Origin of the sequence: Pseudomonas sp. NA-150, from assembly GCF_044336365.1 — a bacterium.
In the GTDB taxonomy this organism is placed as follows: domain Bacteria; phylum Pseudomonadota; class Gammaproteobacteria; order Pseudomonadales; family Pseudomonadaceae; genus Aquipseudomonas.
Map to the genome: position 1 here is coordinate 704682 of NZ_CP172305.1, position 14118 is coordinate 718799.

At 59.6% G+C, this 14118-nt stretch carries 13 protein-coding genes; 7 read left to right on the top strand and 6 right to left on the bottom strand.

Annotation, left to right across the window (positions count from 1 at the left end; genetic code table 11):
• Nucleotides 1-43: 43 nt before the first annotated feature.
• Genes ACF0H7_RS03425 through tldD form a run of 3 tightly spaced genes read left to right on the top strand, consistent with a single transcriptional unit; the run spans nucleotide 44 to nucleotide 6201 of the window.
• Nucleotides 44-3862, top strand: coding sequence for a YhdP family protein (locus tag ACF0H7_RS03425; protein WP_397451401.1), 3819 nt, complete (start codon nucleotides 44-46; stop codon nucleotides 3860-3862).
• A gap of 45 nt (nucleotides 3863-3907) precedes the next feature.
• On the top strand, nucleotides 3908-4759 hold the full coding sequence (locus ACF0H7_RS03430; RefSeq protein WP_397451402.1) for a carbon-nitrogen hydrolase family protein: 852 nt from the start codon (nucleotides 3908-3910) through the stop codon (nucleotides 4757-4759).
• Between the two features lie 2 nt (nucleotides 4760-4761).
• Nucleotides 4762-6201, top strand: coding sequence for a metalloprotease TldD (gene tldD, locus ACF0H7_RS03435; RefSeq protein WP_397451403.1), 1440 nt, complete (start codon nucleotides 4762-4764; stop codon nucleotides 6199-6201).
• Nucleotides 6202-6245: 44 nt separating this feature from the next.
• On the opposite strand, the gene yjgA is transcribed toward tldD, so the two are convergent.
• Entirely contained in the window at nucleotides 6246-6767 is a 522-nt protein-coding gene (gene yjgA / locus ACF0H7_RS03440; RefSeq protein ID WP_397451404.1) for a ribosome biogenesis factor YjgA, read from the bottom strand.
• A gap of 107 nt (nucleotides 6768-6874) precedes the next feature.
• Here yjgA and pmbA point away from each other — a divergent pair, with 107 nt between their 5' ends.
• The 4 genes from pmbA (at nucleotide 6875) to ACF0H7_RS03460 (ending at nucleotide 10506) form a co-directional block, all read left to right on the top strand.
• On the top strand, nucleotides 6875-8221 hold the full coding sequence (gene pmbA, locus ACF0H7_RS03445) for a metalloprotease PmbA (RefSeq protein WP_397451405.1): 1347 nt from the start codon (nucleotides 6875-6877) through the stop codon (nucleotides 8219-8221).
• A 309-nt stretch (nucleotides 8222-8530) separates the two neighbouring features.
• A complete protein-coding gene (locus ACF0H7_RS03450) occupies nucleotides 8531-8977 on the top strand; it encodes a hypothetical protein (RefSeq protein WP_397451406.1) in 447 nt (148 codons plus the stop codon).
• 1 nt (nucleotide 8978) lies between these two features.
• Nucleotides 8979-9590: a superoxide dismutase gene (locus tag ACF0H7_RS03455; protein ID WP_397451407.1), complete on the top strand. Its 612-nt coding sequence runs from the start codon at nucleotides 8979-8981 to the stop codon at nucleotides 9588-9590.
• A 28-nt stretch (nucleotides 9591-9618) separates the two neighbouring features.
• A complete protein-coding gene (locus tag ACF0H7_RS03460; protein WP_397451408.1) occupies nucleotides 9619-10506 on the top strand; it encodes a ZIP family metal transporter in 888 nt (295 codons plus the stop codon).
• An 11-nt stretch (nucleotides 10507-10517) separates the two neighbouring features.
• Here the strand turns inward: ACF0H7_RS03460 and ACF0H7_RS03465 are convergent, their stop codons facing one another.
• The 5 genes from ACF0H7_RS03465 to ACF0H7_RS03485 all read right to left on the bottom strand — a co-directional run bounded on the left by ACF0H7_RS03465 (nucleotide 10518) and on the right by ACF0H7_RS03485 (nucleotide 14057).
• A complete protein-coding gene (locus ACF0H7_RS03465) occupies nucleotides 10518-10790 on the bottom strand; it encodes an HPr family phosphocarrier protein (RefSeq protein WP_397451409.1) in 273 nt (90 codons plus the stop codon).
• 16 nt (nucleotides 10791-10806) lie between these two features.
• Entirely contained in the window at nucleotides 10807-11664 is an 858-nt protein-coding gene (rapZ, locus tag ACF0H7_RS03470) for an RNase adapter RapZ (RefSeq protein WP_397451410.1), read from the bottom strand.
• Between the two features lie 2 nt (nucleotides 11665-11666).
• Complete coding sequence (gene ptsN, locus ACF0H7_RS03475) at nucleotides 11667-12131, bottom strand: PTS IIA-like nitrogen regulatory protein PtsN (RefSeq protein WP_397451411.1); 465 nt, start codon at nucleotides 12129-12131, stop codon at nucleotides 11667-11669.
• Nucleotides 12132-12143: 12 nt separating this feature from the next.
• Complete coding sequence (gene hpf, locus ACF0H7_RS03480) at nucleotides 12144-12452, bottom strand: ribosome hibernation-promoting factor, HPF/YfiA family (protein ID WP_397451412.1); 309 nt, start codon at nucleotides 12450-12452, stop codon at nucleotides 12144-12146.
• Between the two features lie 114 nt (nucleotides 12453-12566).
• Entirely contained in the window at nucleotides 12567-14057 is a 1491-nt protein-coding gene (locus tag ACF0H7_RS03485) for an RNA polymerase factor sigma-54 (protein ID WP_397451413.1), read from the bottom strand.
• Nucleotides 14058-14118 lie beyond the last annotated feature (61 nt).

The window sequence follows — 14118 nt, forward strand, 5'->3', positions numbered from 1 at the left end:
CGCCGATTGCATGTGCAGCCTTCTGCCAGGCGGGGCCTCTGATATGGGGGGGCTGACACGTATTCTTGCAATTCTGACCCGTCTGGGTTTGGGCCTTTGCGCACTTTTTTTGGTGCTGACAGCGCTTTACGTCAGCGTTGGCCGGCAACTGGTGCCGTTGGTCGCTGAATACCGCTACGAAATCGAAACCAAAGCCCGTGCCGCGCTGGATATGCCGCTCAGCATTGGCAGCCTCGAAGGCCGCTGGAGTGGATTTACCCCGATACTGCTGGCGAATGAGGTCACCGTGGGCGAGGGCGCCAGTGCCTTGCGCCTCGACCACGTGCGCGCAGTGCCGGACTTGTGGGCCAGTCTCAAAGCCCACGAAGTGCGGATCGCCCACCTTGAACTGGATGGTTTGCAACTGAACCTCAAGGAAGACCAGGACGGCGGCTGGGCGCTTCAGGGGCTGCCGGCCAAAGACGACAAACCCATCGATCCAGAGCAGTTGCTGACGCAAATCCAGGCTGTTACTCGTCTGTCGTTGCTCGACAGCCAGATCACCCTGCAGCCGTATGGCCAATCGCCGCTGACCTTCACCTACGCCAGCTTCACCCTGGAAACCACCTACAGCACCCAGCGTCTGGACGCGCGCTTGACCTTGCCGGACGGCCAGCCGCTGGCGCTCAACCTGCGTTCGCGCATCGAGCCGGCCAAATGGCGAGAGGGTGAGGTCGCTGCCTACCTGAGCCTGCCGCAAAGCGATTGGGCGCCATGGTTGCCTGCCAGCCTGACCCAGCAATTTAAGCTGTCTTCTCTCAAGGCCGGTGGCGAACTGTGGTTGACCTGGGGCAAGGGCACCCTGCAAAGCGCAGTTGCTCGTCTTAATGTTCCGCATTTCAAAGGCGCTTACGCCCACCGCAAGGCCACCAGCATCGATAACCTGGCGCTCAATGCCTGGTTCCAGCGCAACGAGCAGGGCTTCAGCCTGTCCCTTGCGCCCTTGGCGATGGACCTGGGCGGCAAGCGTTGGGAAAGCCGGGTGCAACTGACCCAGCAAGCAGCCAGCGGCGAAAAGGACGAGCTCTGGCATCTCCAGGCGGATCGCGTGGACCTGACGCCGATCACACCGATGCTGGATTCTCTGGCGCCGTTGCCGGAAGGGCTGATGACGGTGCTCGACAACCTGAAAGTCACGGGTAGCCTGCGCAACGTCTTACTCGACTACCGGCCACAAGCGGTGGGCGACCAGCGTGTCAGCTTCGCCGCCAATCTCGACAAGGTCGGCTTCAACGCTTATGACGGTGCGCCGGCGGCGGGGAACGTCAGCGGCAGTATCAGCGGCGATATGGGGCAGGGCGAACTGCGCCTGGATACCACCGACTTCATGCTGCACCTGTACCCAATCTTCAATAATCCGTGGAGATACCAGAAGGCCAACGCCCGCCTGACCTGGAAACTCGATTCGCAAAGCTTCACGTTGATCGCGCCATACATCAAGGTGTTGGGCGACGAGGGCAAAATTGCCAGCGATTTCCTGATCCGTCTGCACTTCAACGGCTCGACCCTCGAAGACTACATGGACCTGAGGGTCGGCATGCTGGACGGCGACGGCAGTTACACCGGCAAGTACCTGCCGGCGGTGCTCAGCCCTACGCTGGATCACTGGTTGCGCACCTCGATTTTGAGCGGTGCCGTGGATGAAGGGTTCTTCCAGTATCAAGGTTCGCTGCATCACGATGCGGTAGACGCGGCGCGCAGTATCAGCCTGTTTTTCAAGGTTCACGACGCAGCATTGGCGTTCCAGCCGGGTTGGCCTCAGCTTTCAGGGGTGGACGGCAAGGTCTATGTCGATGGCGCCGGGGTCCGGGTCAAGGCCAGCAAAGGCCAGTTGTTGAATACTCATGTCAGCAATGTATTGGTCAACATTCCCCATGCGTCGGAAGGGAAAAACAGCCACTTGATGGTGGATGGCGATTTTGCCGGTGGCTTGGCCGATGGCGTGAAAATCCTTCAGGAAGCACCGATCGGCACCGGCAGCACCTTTGCCGGTTGGCAGGGCGATGGGCCGCTGTCGGGCAAACTCAAGCTCGATATTCCGCTGGGCAAGGGCGAGGAACCGAAGATTCTGGTGGATTTCAACACCAACGGAGCTCGCTTGAAGATCAGCGATCCGGCGCTGGAGTTGGCCCAACTCAAAGGCAACTTTCGCTTTGACAGTGCCAAGGGCTTGAGTGGCGAGGGCATCAGCGCGCAGGCGTTCGAACATCCGATCACCGCGCAGATTCTGGCCGAGGGCAAGCCCGGCGCAATCGTTACCCGAGTGAAGGCGGGTGGGGTGATCACCGAAAAGCGTCTGGCCGAATGGTTAGGTAATACCCAGCCATTGCCCGCATCGGGTGACTTGCCGTACCAATTGCAATTGACCTTGGGTGGCACCGATAACCAATTGCAGATCGACTCTGACCTCAAAGGGTTGGTGGTCGATTTGCCCGCGCCATTTGGCAAGACGGCCGACGAGACGCGTGATACTCAATTTCGCATGACCTTGCAGGGCGCGGAACGACAGTTCTGGGTGAGTTACGGCAAGCTCGCCAATCTCGCGTTTGCGGCGCCCAGCGGAAAAATGGGCGATGGCCGGGGCGAGCTATTTCTGGGCGAAGGCAGCGCGGTGCTTCCTGACAGCAAAGGCTTGCGGCTGCGCGGTACATTGTCGGAGCTGGACATTGCGCCCTGGAAATCGGTGGCCGAACTCTACGCCGGGAATGATCCCGGCGGCAGCGCCAAGCAGCTGTTGAACAGCGCTGATTTGCAGATCGGCAAATTGAGTGCTCTGGGAACCACCTTGGAAAACGCCAGCGTGCAAGTTGCGCGAAGCGATGCAGCGTGGAATTTGGCGCTGGCCAGCTCGTTGGTCAAAGGCACGGCGATGCTGCCTGATGCCAAGACCACGCCGATTGCGATCAATCTTCAATACATCAAACTGCCGCCCGCCGACCCGAACGCGGCGGTGGTGGAAAATGCGCCGGACCCGTTGGTGGACGTTGACCCACGGCAGATTCCGGCGATGGATATCAAAATCCTGCAGCTGTTTCAAGGCGAGCAATTGGTGGGTGCCTGGTCGCTCAAGTCGCGCCCAACGCCAACCGGTATTCGTCTGTCCGACCTGAGCATGGGTCTCAAAGGCATGCTGTTGCAGGGCGAGGGCAGTTGGGACGGCACGCCGGGCTCGACGCGCAGTTGGTACAAAGGACGCATTGACGGCAAGAATCTGGCGGACGTGCTCAAGGCCTGGGGTTTTGCGCCGACCGTAACCAGCCAGAGCTTTGAACTCAACGTTGATGGCCGCTGGCCGGGGTCGCCGGCCTGGATCGGCACCAAACGTTATTCTGGCAGCCTCGATGCGACGCTGCGTCAGGGCCAGTTCGTCGAAGTCGAAGGGGGCGCGCAAGCGTTGCGCGTGTTTGGCCTCCTCAACTTCAACTCTATCGGCCGCCGCCTGCGTCTGGATTTTTCGGACTTGTTCGGCAAAGGCCTGAGCTACGATCAGGTCAAAGGGTTGCTGGTGGCCAGTGATGGGGTGTACGTGACCCGCGATCCGATATCAGTCACCGGGCCGTCGAGTAACATTGAGCTCAACGGCACGCTGGACATGGTCAATGATCGGATCGATGCCAAGCTATTGGTGGCCTTGCCGGTGACTAATAACCTGCCCATTGCAGCATTGTTGATCGGTGCTCCGGCCATCGGTGGTGCGCTGTTCCTGGCAGACAAGTTGTTCGGTGATCGCGTATCGCGACTGGCCAGTGTGCAATACAGCGTCAAAGGCCCGTGGAAAGAGCCGAAAATCACCTTTGACAAGCCGTTTGAAAATCCCCGGTAGCGCGGCATGGAGTACAGTGGACGCATCTCTTGTCTGGAGCGCGCCATGTCTTTTGCCGTGATTCAAATGGTCAGCCAGAGCGATGTTCTGGCGAACCTGACCCAGGCCCGCCGGCTGCTGGAACAGGCCGCCGAGTCGGGTGCACGCCTTGCGGTATTGCCGGAAAACTTCACCGCCATGGGCCGTCGTGACGTCGCCGACATCGGCCGCGCCGAGGCTCAAGGGCAGGGACCTATCCTGCCATGGTTGAAATTGGCCGCCCGCGACCTCAAGTTATGGATAGTGGCGGGCACTATTCCGCTGCCGCCGCGCGATCAACCCCACGCCAAAGTGACCGCCTGCTCCTTGTTGATTGATGAGCACGGCGAGCAGGTCGCGCGTTACGACAAATTGCACCTGTTCGACGTGGATGTGGCCGATACCCGTGGGCGCTACCGCGAGTCGGACGACTATGCTCATGGCAATAACGTGGTGGTAGCCGATACCCCGGTGGGGCGGTTGGGATTGAGCGTGTGCTACGACCTGCGCTTCCCAGAGTTGTACAGCGCGTTGCGAGAAGCAGGCGCGGAATTGATCACCGCACCGTCGGCGTTTACCGCAGTGACGGGCGCGGCGCACTGGGACATTTTGATCCGGGCGCGAGCGATAGAAACCCAGTGCTATGTACTGGCAGCGGCCCAGGGTGGGGTTCACCCGGGTCCACGAGAAACTTACGGGCATGCCGCCATCGTCGACCCCTGGGGTCGGGTGTTGGCGGAGCAGGCCCAAGGCGAAGCGGTGTTACTGGCCGAACGCGACAGCATTGAACAGGCGTCCATACGGGCGCGAATGCCGGTATCCAGTCACCGGCGATTTTTTTCGCAGGACGCCATGCGGCCTGCGCACACTTCGGAGTGAATATGAGCGACTTGTCCTCTGTCAGCGAACACCTTTTAGCGCCTGGCGGCGTTACGATCGACAGCTTGCAGTCGGTGTTGGGCGAACTGGCCGGTCCCGGTATCGACGCGGCTGACCTGTATTTTCAAGGGCAGATTTCCGAGTCCTGGTCCCTCGAAGACGGCATCGTCAAAGAAGGCAGTTTCAACCTCGATCAGGGCGTCGGTGTCCGTGCGCAATCGGGCGAGAAGACCGGCTTTGCCTACAGCAACACTATCACCCATGAAGCCTTGAGCCTGGCGGCCCGCGCTGCGCGCTCAATCTCACGGGCCGGGCAAGAAGGCAAGGTGCAGGCGTTCACCACTCAAGACGTCGCACAACTGTACGCACCCGATAACCCGCTGGAAGTGCTGAGCCGCGCAGAGAAAGTCGAATTGCTGAAACGCATCGACGTCGCGACTCGCGCACTGGATTCACGCATTCAACAAGTCACTGTGAGCATGGCCGGCGTCTGGGAGCGGATTCTGATCGCCTCCACCGACGGCAGCCTGGCCGCAGATGTACGGCCACTGGTGCGCTTCAACGTCAGCGTGATCGTCGAACAGAATGGCCGCCGCGAACGCGGTGGTCATGGCGGTGGCGGTCGTACCGACTATCGCTATTTCCTCGCCGAAGACCGCGCCATGGGCTATGCCCGCGAAGCGCTGCGTCAGGCGCTGGTCAACCTCGAAGCGATTCCTGCGCCTGCTGGCACGCTGCCAGTGGTATTGGGTTCCGGGTGGTCGGGCGTGCTGCTGCATGAAGCCGTTGGCCATGGCCTGGAAGGTGACTTCAATCGTAAAGGCAGCTCCGCCTACAGCGGGCGCATGGGTGAAATGGTCGCGTCGAAGCTGTGCACCATCGTCGATGACGGCACGTTGGCCGGTCGTCGTGGTTCGCTGAGTATCGACGACGAAGGCACACCGACCGAATGCACCACACTGATCGAAAACGGTGTGCTCAAGGGTTACATGCAAGACAAGCTCAACGCGCGTCTGATGGGCGTGGCGCGTACCGGAAACGGCCGTCGCGAGTCCTATGCGCACTTGCCGATGCCACGCATGACCAACACCTACATGCTGGCCGGTCAGAGCGATCCGGCTGAAATCATTGCGTCGGTCAAGCGTGGCATTTACTGCGCCAACCTCGGCGGTGGTCAGGTCGACATCACCAGCGGCAAGTTCGTGTTTTCCACCAGCGAAGCGTATTTGATCGAAGACGGCAAAATCACCGCGCCGGTCAAAGGCGCGACCTTGATCGGTAACGGGCCGGAAGCCATGAGTCGAGTGTCGATGGTCGGTAACGACTTGTCGCTGGACAGCGGTGTAGGCACCTGCGGCAAGGACGGTCAGTCGGTTCCGGTAGGCGTGGGTCAGCCGACGCTGAAGATCGATGCGATCACAGTCGGTGGCACGGGCGCTTGAACGTGAGCGGGGCAGGATGCCTGGCATCCCGCCCCGGATCGGGACTAGCGCAGACCGCGCACAGTCTCGTCCAACTCACGGATGTACTTGAACAGTTTACGGCTGGAAGCCGGCGCCTTGTTTTGCGCCAGCTCGTGCTGAGCCTGACGAATGAACGAGCGCAGTTGCTGGCGATCCGCATCCGGAAAGTCGCCCATAAACTTCTCGAGTACTTCGTCGGTCCCAGTGAGCAGGCGATCACGCCAGCGTTCCAGGTTATGAAAACGTTCGTTGTATTGGCGAGTGGAGGCATCCAATTGATCGATCAGCATCAGAATGGCGTCCAGATCCTGGTCGCGCATCAATTTGCCGATGAACTGAATATGCCGCTTGCGCGCAATGTTGGCCGTGTGTTTCGGCGCTTCAGCCAAAGCCCGGCGCAACGCGTCGGTCAGAGGCAGCTTCGCCAGCAGGTCAGGCTTGAGGGTCGTGAGGCGCTCGCCCATATCAACCAGAGCATGTAGCTCGCGTTTGACCTGAGTTTTGCTTTTCTCCCCGTCGAGGGAGTCGTCGTAAGAATCAACCATGGGGGCAGTCCGCTAATAATCGCCGCCATGATAACCAGTCGGGGGCCACTTGTCCGGCCCGCTCGGTACTCGGCCTGTGCCGAAAGCAGAATTTGATGGAGAAAGTCATGAGTGAATCTCAAAGCGTCGGCCCACAAGCGTTGCCGGCACTGCAACAACAGGTCGAGCAAATCCTTGCCGAAGCCAAGCGTCAGGGCGCCAGCGCCTGCGAAGTAGCGGTGTCGCTGGAGCAGGGATTGTCGACCTCGGTGCGTCAGCGTGAAGTAGAAACTGTCGAGTTCAATCGCGACCAGGGTTTCGGCATCACCTTGTACGTGGGCCAGCGCAAAGGCTCGGCCAGCACGTCGGCCAGTGGCGCCGATGCGATTCGTGAGACGGTCGCTGCCGCACTAGCGATTGCCAAGCACACCTCGGAAGATGAAAGCTCAGGCCTGGCCGACGCTGCGTTGATGGCCAAGGAGCAACCGGATTTCGATTTGTTCCATGCCTGGGATATCACCCCGGAACAAGCCATCGAGCGCGCGTTGATCTGTGAAGCGGCGGCGTTCGATACCGACAGTCGGATCAAGAACGCCGACGGCACCACGCTTAACACCCACCAAGGCTGTCGCGTCTACGGTAACAGCCACGGTTTTATCGGCGGTTATGCCTCGACACGCCACAGCTTGAGCTGCGTGATGATCGCCGAAGGCGAAGGGCAGATGCAGCGTGATTACTGGTACGACGTGAGTCGCCAGGGTGAGTTGCTGGCCGATGCAAAAAGCATTGGCCGCCGTGCCGCAGAACGTGCCGCCAGCCGTCTGGGCGCGCGTCCGGTGCCGACCTGCGAAGTGCCGGTATTGTTCTCTGCTGAACTGGCCGGTGGTTTGTTCGGGCATTTCCTGTCGGCGATTTCCGGTGGCAACCTGTACCGCAAATCGTCGTTCCTCGAAGGCGCGATGGGCCAGCGCCTGTTTCCTGAGTGGCTGACCCTCGACGAGCGTCCTCACCTGATGCGCGCCATGGGCAGTGCGGCATTCGATGGCGATGGCCTGGCGACCTACGCCAAACCGTTCGTCGAAAACGGTGATTTAGTGTCCTACGTACTGGGCACTTACTCCGGACGCAAGCTGGGCCTGCCGAGCACCGCCAACTCCGGCGGCGTGCATAACCTGTTCGTCACCCACGGCATTGAAGACCAGGCAGCATTGTTGCGACGCATGGGCCGTGGTTTGCTGGTCACTGAATTGATGGGCAGTGGCTTGAACATGGTGACGGGCGATTACTCCCGTGGCGCGGCAGGTTTCTGGGTCGAGAATGGCGAAATCCAGTTCCCGGTGCAGGAAGTGACCATCGCCGGCAACCTGCGCGACATGTTCAAGCAGATCGTCGCGGTCGGTAACGACCTGGAACTGCGCAGCAACATCCGCACCGGCTCGGTACTCATCGAGCGCATGACCGTAGCCGGCAGCTAAAAGCCCACCCTCTGTAGGAGCGGGCTTGCCCGCGATCGCGGTGTTTCTGATACACCGCGTCGTCGGCATCGCAGGCAAGCCAGCTCCTACAAATCCCCGCCTTCACCCTCTCCTCGGATTTCTCGCAAAACACTCTTTGGCCAACGTCGGGGTTGTTTTGGTTCTCAATATCAATTAATAATGAATATCATTAAGATTTGAGCTGCGTTATCGATTTGTAACGCAACCGACTGCAAGTGTTGCTCGACCCCGAAAAATCGCTGCCGGCGGGATCTGACCCAGGCTGGCCACTGCCTCTGGAGGCGCGCTATGGAACTCTGGAAACGCACCATCGAACGAGCGAATCGCTGCTTCAACCTTGGCGAGTACATCGATGCTCGAGAGCTGTATTTGCAAGCACTTGCCTTGGCGCAAGTGCTGTTCGAGCGTTGGCCCGATACCGACGAGGCAGTGGCTGCCTGTGTAATTTCCCACCACAACCTTGCCGACCTTCACCTGCATTTGCACCAGCCGGAAGAGAGCGCGGAGTATCTGTGCGCAATCCACCAGCGATTGTTGCAGGTCATGCAGGACCCGCGAATGGCACCGACGCTGCGTCAATCGGCGCTGCGCCAGAGCAATAAAACCTACGCCGAGTTGTTGGGGTTCATCAGCGAATACGGCGAATACCCTCGCACCCATCGCTTGCTCAACAGTGGCATTGCCTTGCAGCGCGATGCGGCGGCCATCACCGGCCATTTCTACGGAGTACATTGAGATGCCGTTTACCCTGCCTGCCTTGCCGTATGCCTACGATGCCCTGGAACCGCACATCGACACGCAGACCATGGAGATTCACTACACCAAGCATCATCAAACCTACATCAATAACCTCAACGCCGCTGTCGAGGGCACCCAGTGGGCGCAATGGCCCATCGAGAAACTGGTGGCCAACGTTCGTCAGTTACCGGAGAAGCTGCAACCCGCGGTGATCAATCAGGGCGGGGGGCATGCCAACCATTCGCTGTTCTGGACCGTGATGGCGCCCGGGGCAGGCGGGTTGCCGCAAGGTGATCTGGCGCACGCCATTGACGCTCAGTTGGGCGGTATCGACAGCTTCAAAGATGCGTTCACCAAAGCCGCGCTGACCCGTTTCGGCAGCGGCTGGGCCTGGCTGAGCGTTACGCCGGAGAAAAAGCTGGTGGTCGAAAGCAGCGGCAACCAGGACAGCCCGCTGATGCATGGCAATACGCCGATCCTTGGGCTGGATGTTTGGGAACACGCCTATTACCTGCGCTACCAGAACCGCCGTCCGGAATACATCAACGCGTTCTACAACGTCATCGACTGGAACGAAGTCGCTCGGCGCTATCACGCGGCTGTTGCCTGATCTCTAAAAACAACAATTAAGGCCGATTATGCGTACGGAAATACTGGCGGTCAGCAGCGGGCGGTTGTTTCGTCTGGCGTGGGGTTCGTTGCTGACGCTGGCGGGTACAGCGTTGCTGGTGGCTCAGGGGCTGGCTTGGTTGAGCCTGGAACCGCACCTGCTTCGCGCGCTGCAGGGCGGGGCGGTGTGTGCGTTAGGGACTGCGTTGGGCGCATTGCCGGTGCTGGTGATCCGGCGTATGCCGATCATGGTCGGTGATGGTCTGCTGGGGTTCGGTGCCGGTGTGATGCTGGCGGCTACGGCGTTCTCATTGATCGTGCCGGGGCTGCAGGCCGCGCAAGGGCTGGGTTTCTCCCAATGGGGCACGGGCGCTCTGGTCAGTTTCGGCATCCTGCTGGGTGCGTTGGGTTTGTTTGTGGTCGATCACCAGGTTTCCCGTGGCGGGCGCTTATCGGGTGCCTCCGAGCGCCCGGCGATTGCGCCGCGGATCTGGCTGTTCGTCATCGCAATCATTGCGCACAACATCCCGGAAGGGATGGCGATAGGCGTTTCGGCCGGCGGCGGTTTGGCCGATGCCGACAGCCTTGCCATGGGCATCGCCTTGCAGGACGTACCGGAAGGGTTGGTCATCGCATTGGTATTGGCCGGGGCGGGAATGTCGCGCTTCAAGGCTTTCCTGATTGGCGCCGCCTCAGGTCTGGTAGAACCGATATTCGCCTTGCTTTGCGCCTGGCTGGTGGCCATTGCCGAATTACTGCTACCGCTGGGACTGGCCCTCGCGGCGGGTGCGATGTTGCTGGTGGTGACCCACGAAATCATCCCGGAATCCCGGCGTAACGGTCACGAAAAGATCGCCAGCCTTGGGTTGCTGTCCGGGTTTTGTTTGATGATGGTGATGGATACGGCGTTGGTGTAAAACCGGGCGAATTACTCGCCCTCATCAAAACGGTTATTGATCAACTCGATCAGGCCTTCCAGTGCGGCCTGGTCTTCTTCGCCTTCGGTAGACAGGTGGATGTCAGTGCCTTTGCCGGCGGCCAGCATCATCACGGCCATGATGCTTTTGCCATCGACCATGCTTTCAGGGCTGCGACCGACGCGGATCTGGCAGGGGAATCTGCCGGCGACGCCGACGAATTTGGCGGCGGCACGGGCATGGAGGCCGAGCTTGTTGATGATGGTGATTTGACGAACAGGCATCGCGATGAAGATCCTTTCAGTTGAGGTCGCGGTGGCGAACCTGAACGTTCTTGAGGGATTGTTGCAGGACGCGGCCCAGGCGTTCGGTCAGGTAGACAGAACGGTGATGCCCGCCAGTGCAGCCAATGGCAATGGTGACGTAGGCGCGGTTGCTGGCGGCGAAGCGCGGCAACCACTTGTTCAAGTAGGTAAAGATGTCCTGAAACATCTCTTCGACATCCGGCTGGGCAGCCAGATAATCCGCCACCGGTTGATCGAGGCCGGATTGTTCGCGCAGCTCGGGCTTCCAATAAGGGTTCGGCAGGCAGCGCACGTCGAATACCAGGTCGGCATCCACCGGCATGCCGCGCTTGAAGCCAAATGACTCGATCAGAAACGCCGTTCCCGGTTCCGGGGTGTTGAGCAGGCGCAGTTTGATCATGTCGCGCAACTGATAAAGGTTCAGCTGGGTGGTGTTGATCTTCAGGTCGGCCAGGTCAATGATCGGGCCGAGCAGGGTGCTCTCGTCACGTATCGCTTCAGCCAGCGAGCGCTCAGGTGTGCTCAATGGGTGGCGACGACGGGTTTCCGAGAAGCGTTTAAGCAGGGTTTCTTCGTCGGCGTCCAGATACAGCACATCGCATTGAATGTGGCGGCTGCGGACTTCTTCCAGCAATTGCGGGAAGCGCGACAAGTGGCTCGGCAGGTTGCGCGCGTCGATAGAGACGGCAACCTGGGGTTGAGCCAGTTCGGTATGGATCAGCGCGCGCTCGGCCAATTCGGGCAACAAACCGGCCGGCAGATTATCGATGCAGTAAAAGCCACTGTCCTCCAGCACATCGAGCGCGGTGCTCTTGCCGGAACCCGATCTACCACTGACGATAATCATGCGCATGATTAGTGACCGCTCTGTATGTCCAGGACAACTTGATACAGGGCTTCATTGCTGGCTGCACTGCGCAGCTTGTCACGCACATCCTTGCGGTCGAGCATGCCTGCAATCTGCCGCAGCAATTCCAGGTGTGCATCGGTGGCGGCTTCGGGGACGAGCAGGACGAACAGCAAATCCACGGGCGCGCCATCGATGGCGTCATATTCTATGGGGTGATCCAGGTGAACCAGGGCGCTGATCGGCTGGCTGCAACCTTTCAGGCGGCAATGAGGAATGGCGATGCCATTGCCAAAGCCGGTCGAGCCAAGTTTTTCACGAGCGATCAGGCTCTCGTAAACATCTTGCTCAAACAGTTCGGGCACTTCGCGGACGATCACATTGGCAATCGTCTCGAGCGCGCGTTTTTTACTGCCACCCGGCACGTTCACGAGTGAACGGCCAGGGGTCAGGATGTTTTCAAGTCGAATCATGAGTAGGGGGTGTTAGCGAGCTGTCGCACCCTTGAGGATGCTTTGCTGCTTTTCCTTATGCTTGAGCAATTGTCGGTCGAGCTTGTCAGTCAGGAGGTCGATGGCTGCGTACATGTCGTCATGTTCGGCGTTGGCGACCACCTCTCCACCGTGGATATGCAGTGTGGCTTCGATCTTCTGTTTCAGCTTCTCGACCGCCATGGTCACTTGCACATTGGTAATCTTGTCAAAGTGCCCTTCGAGTTTCTTGAGTTTGGCCTCAATGTATTCGCGCATGGGCTTTGTCACTTCAAGCTGGTGTCCACTGATGTTGACTTGCATACAGCTTCTCCTTCGTTGCCAGTGCATAAAGAGGCAGGCTGGAATGCCTGCCACTGGAACGCTGTGGCTCTTAGCCTGACCGGTCTGTAAGCGAATCTCAGACTGGCTTGGGCGTCACATCAATCGCTTGCGCTCGCTCGAAGGCGCGATCCCAAGTGATTCGCGGTATTTGGCGACTGTGCGACGGGCTACTTGAATGCCTTGTGCCTCCAGTAAACCAGCGATCTTGCTGTCACTCAACGGCTTTTTCTGATTTTCCGCCGCAACCAGTTTTTTGATGATTGCGCGTATCGCCGTGGACGAGCATTCACCGCCCTCGGAGGTGCTGACGTGGCTGGAGAAGAAGTACTTCAGCTCATAAATGCCACGCGGGGTGTGCATGAATTTCTGCGTGGTAACGCGGGAAATCGTCGACTCGTGCATGCCAACCGCTTCCGCGATGTCGTGCAGGACCAACGGTTTCATCGCTTCGTCGCCGTACTCAAGGAAGCCACGTTGATGCTCGACGATTTGCGTGGCGACTTTCATCAGCGTTTCGTTGCGGCTTTGCAGGCTCTTGATGAACCAACGGGCTTCCTGCAGCTGATTGCGCATGAAGGTGTTGTCGGCGCTGGTGTCGGCGCGGCGGACGAAGCCGGCGTACTGCGGATTGACCCGCAGGCGCGGCACGGACTCTTGATTGAGTTCGACCAGCCAGCGTTCGTTGTCCTTGCGCACGATAACGTCGGGCACGACGTACTCGGCTTCGGTGGACTCGATCTGCGAACCCGGACGCGGGTTGAGGCTCTGTACCAGTTCAATCACCTGGCGCAGTTCGTCTTCCTTGAGCTTCATGCGCCGCATCAGCTGCGCGTAGTCACGGCTGCCCAGCAAATCGATGAAGTCGGTCACCAGGCGCTGTGCTTCGGCCAGCCAGCGGGTTTTCAACGGCATCTGGCGCAGTTGCAGCAGCAGGCATTCGCTGAGGTTGCGGGCACCGATACCGGCCGGCTCGAATTGTTGAATTCGATGCAGGACCGCTTCGATTTCATCTAGCTCGACATCCATCTCCGGATCGAAGGCATCGAGGATTTCCTCGAGCGACTCGTCAAGGTAGCCCTGATTGTTGATGCAATCGATCAGGGTCACGGCAATCAGACGATCGGTGTCGGACATCGGGGCCAGGTTCAGTTGCCACAGCAGATGGCTTTGCAGGCTTTCACCGACCGAGGTACGGGTGGTGAAGTCCCACTCGTCATCATCGTTGCTGGGCAGGCTGCTGGCGCTGGTCTGGTAGACGTCTTCCCAGGCGGTGTCGACGGGCAGCTCGCTAGGAATGCGCTCGTTCCACTCGCCGTCTTCCAGGTTGTCTACCGTGGGGGCAGCTTCCTGGTACGTCGGTTCCTGGACATCAGGATTGGGTTTCTCGATGTTGTCGGCCAGCGGGTCGGCGTTATCGAAGTCGTCGCCTTCTTCCTGGCGCTCGAGCATAGGATTGGATTCCAACGCTTCCTGGATCTCTTGTTGAAGGTCCAGGGTCGACAGTTGGAGTAGACGGATGGCCTGTTGCAGCTGCGGTGTCATCGTCAGCTGCTGGCCCATTCTCAGGACTAGCGATGGTTTCATGGCAGGGGCTAAACACCTTATTCGCCGGCGCACATGCGCCATCCACTACAGGGCGCCGGAG

Coding starts and splice junctions, on each gene's coding strand:
- ACF0H7_RS03450 (WP_397451406.1), top strand. CDS start 8,531: ATGGAACTCTGGAAACGCACCATCGAACGAGCGAATCGCTGCTTCAAC.
- ACF0H7_RS03485 (WP_397451413.1), bottom strand. CDS start 14,057: ATGAAACCATCGCTAGTCCTGAGAATGGGCCAGCAGCTGACGATGACA.
- ptsN (WP_397451411.1), bottom strand. CDS start 12,131: ATGATTCGACTTGAAAACATCCTGACCCCTGGCCGTTCACTCGTGAAC.
- ACF0H7_RS03430 (WP_397451402.1), top strand. CDS start 3,908: ATGTCTTTTGCCGTGATTCAAATGGTCAGCCAGAGCGATGTTCTGGCG.
- ACF0H7_RS03465 (WP_397451409.1), bottom strand. CDS start 10,790: ATGCCTGTTCGTCAAATCACCATCATCAACAAGCTCGGCCTCCATGCC.
- pmbA (WP_397451405.1), top strand. CDS start 6,875: ATGAGTGAATCTCAAAGCGTCGGCCCACAAGCGTTGCCGGCACTGCAA.
- hpf (WP_397451412.1), bottom strand. CDS start 12,452: ATGCAAGTCAACATCAGTGGACACCAGCTTGAAGTGACAAAGCCCATG.
- ACF0H7_RS03425 (WP_397451401.1), top strand. CDS start 44: ATGGGGGGGCTGACACGTATTCTTGCAATTCTGACCCGTCTGGGTTTG.
- ACF0H7_RS03455 (WP_397451407.1), top strand. CDS start 8,979: ATGCCGTTTACCCTGCCTGCCTTGCCGTATGCCTACGATGCCCTGGAA.
- yjgA (WP_397451404.1), bottom strand. CDS start 6,767: ATGGTTGATTCTTACGACGACTCCCTCGACGGGGAGAAAAGCAAAACT.
- ACF0H7_RS03460 (WP_397451408.1), top strand. CDS start 9,619: ATGCGTACGGAAATACTGGCGGTCAGCAGCGGGCGGTTGTTTCGTCTG.
- rapZ (WP_397451410.1), bottom strand. CDS start 11,664: ATGCGCATGATTATCGTCAGTGGTAGATCGGGTTCCGGCAAGAGCACC.
- tldD (WP_397451403.1), top strand. CDS start 4,762: ATGAGCGACTTGTCCTCTGTCAGCGAACACCTTTTAGCGCCTGGCGGC.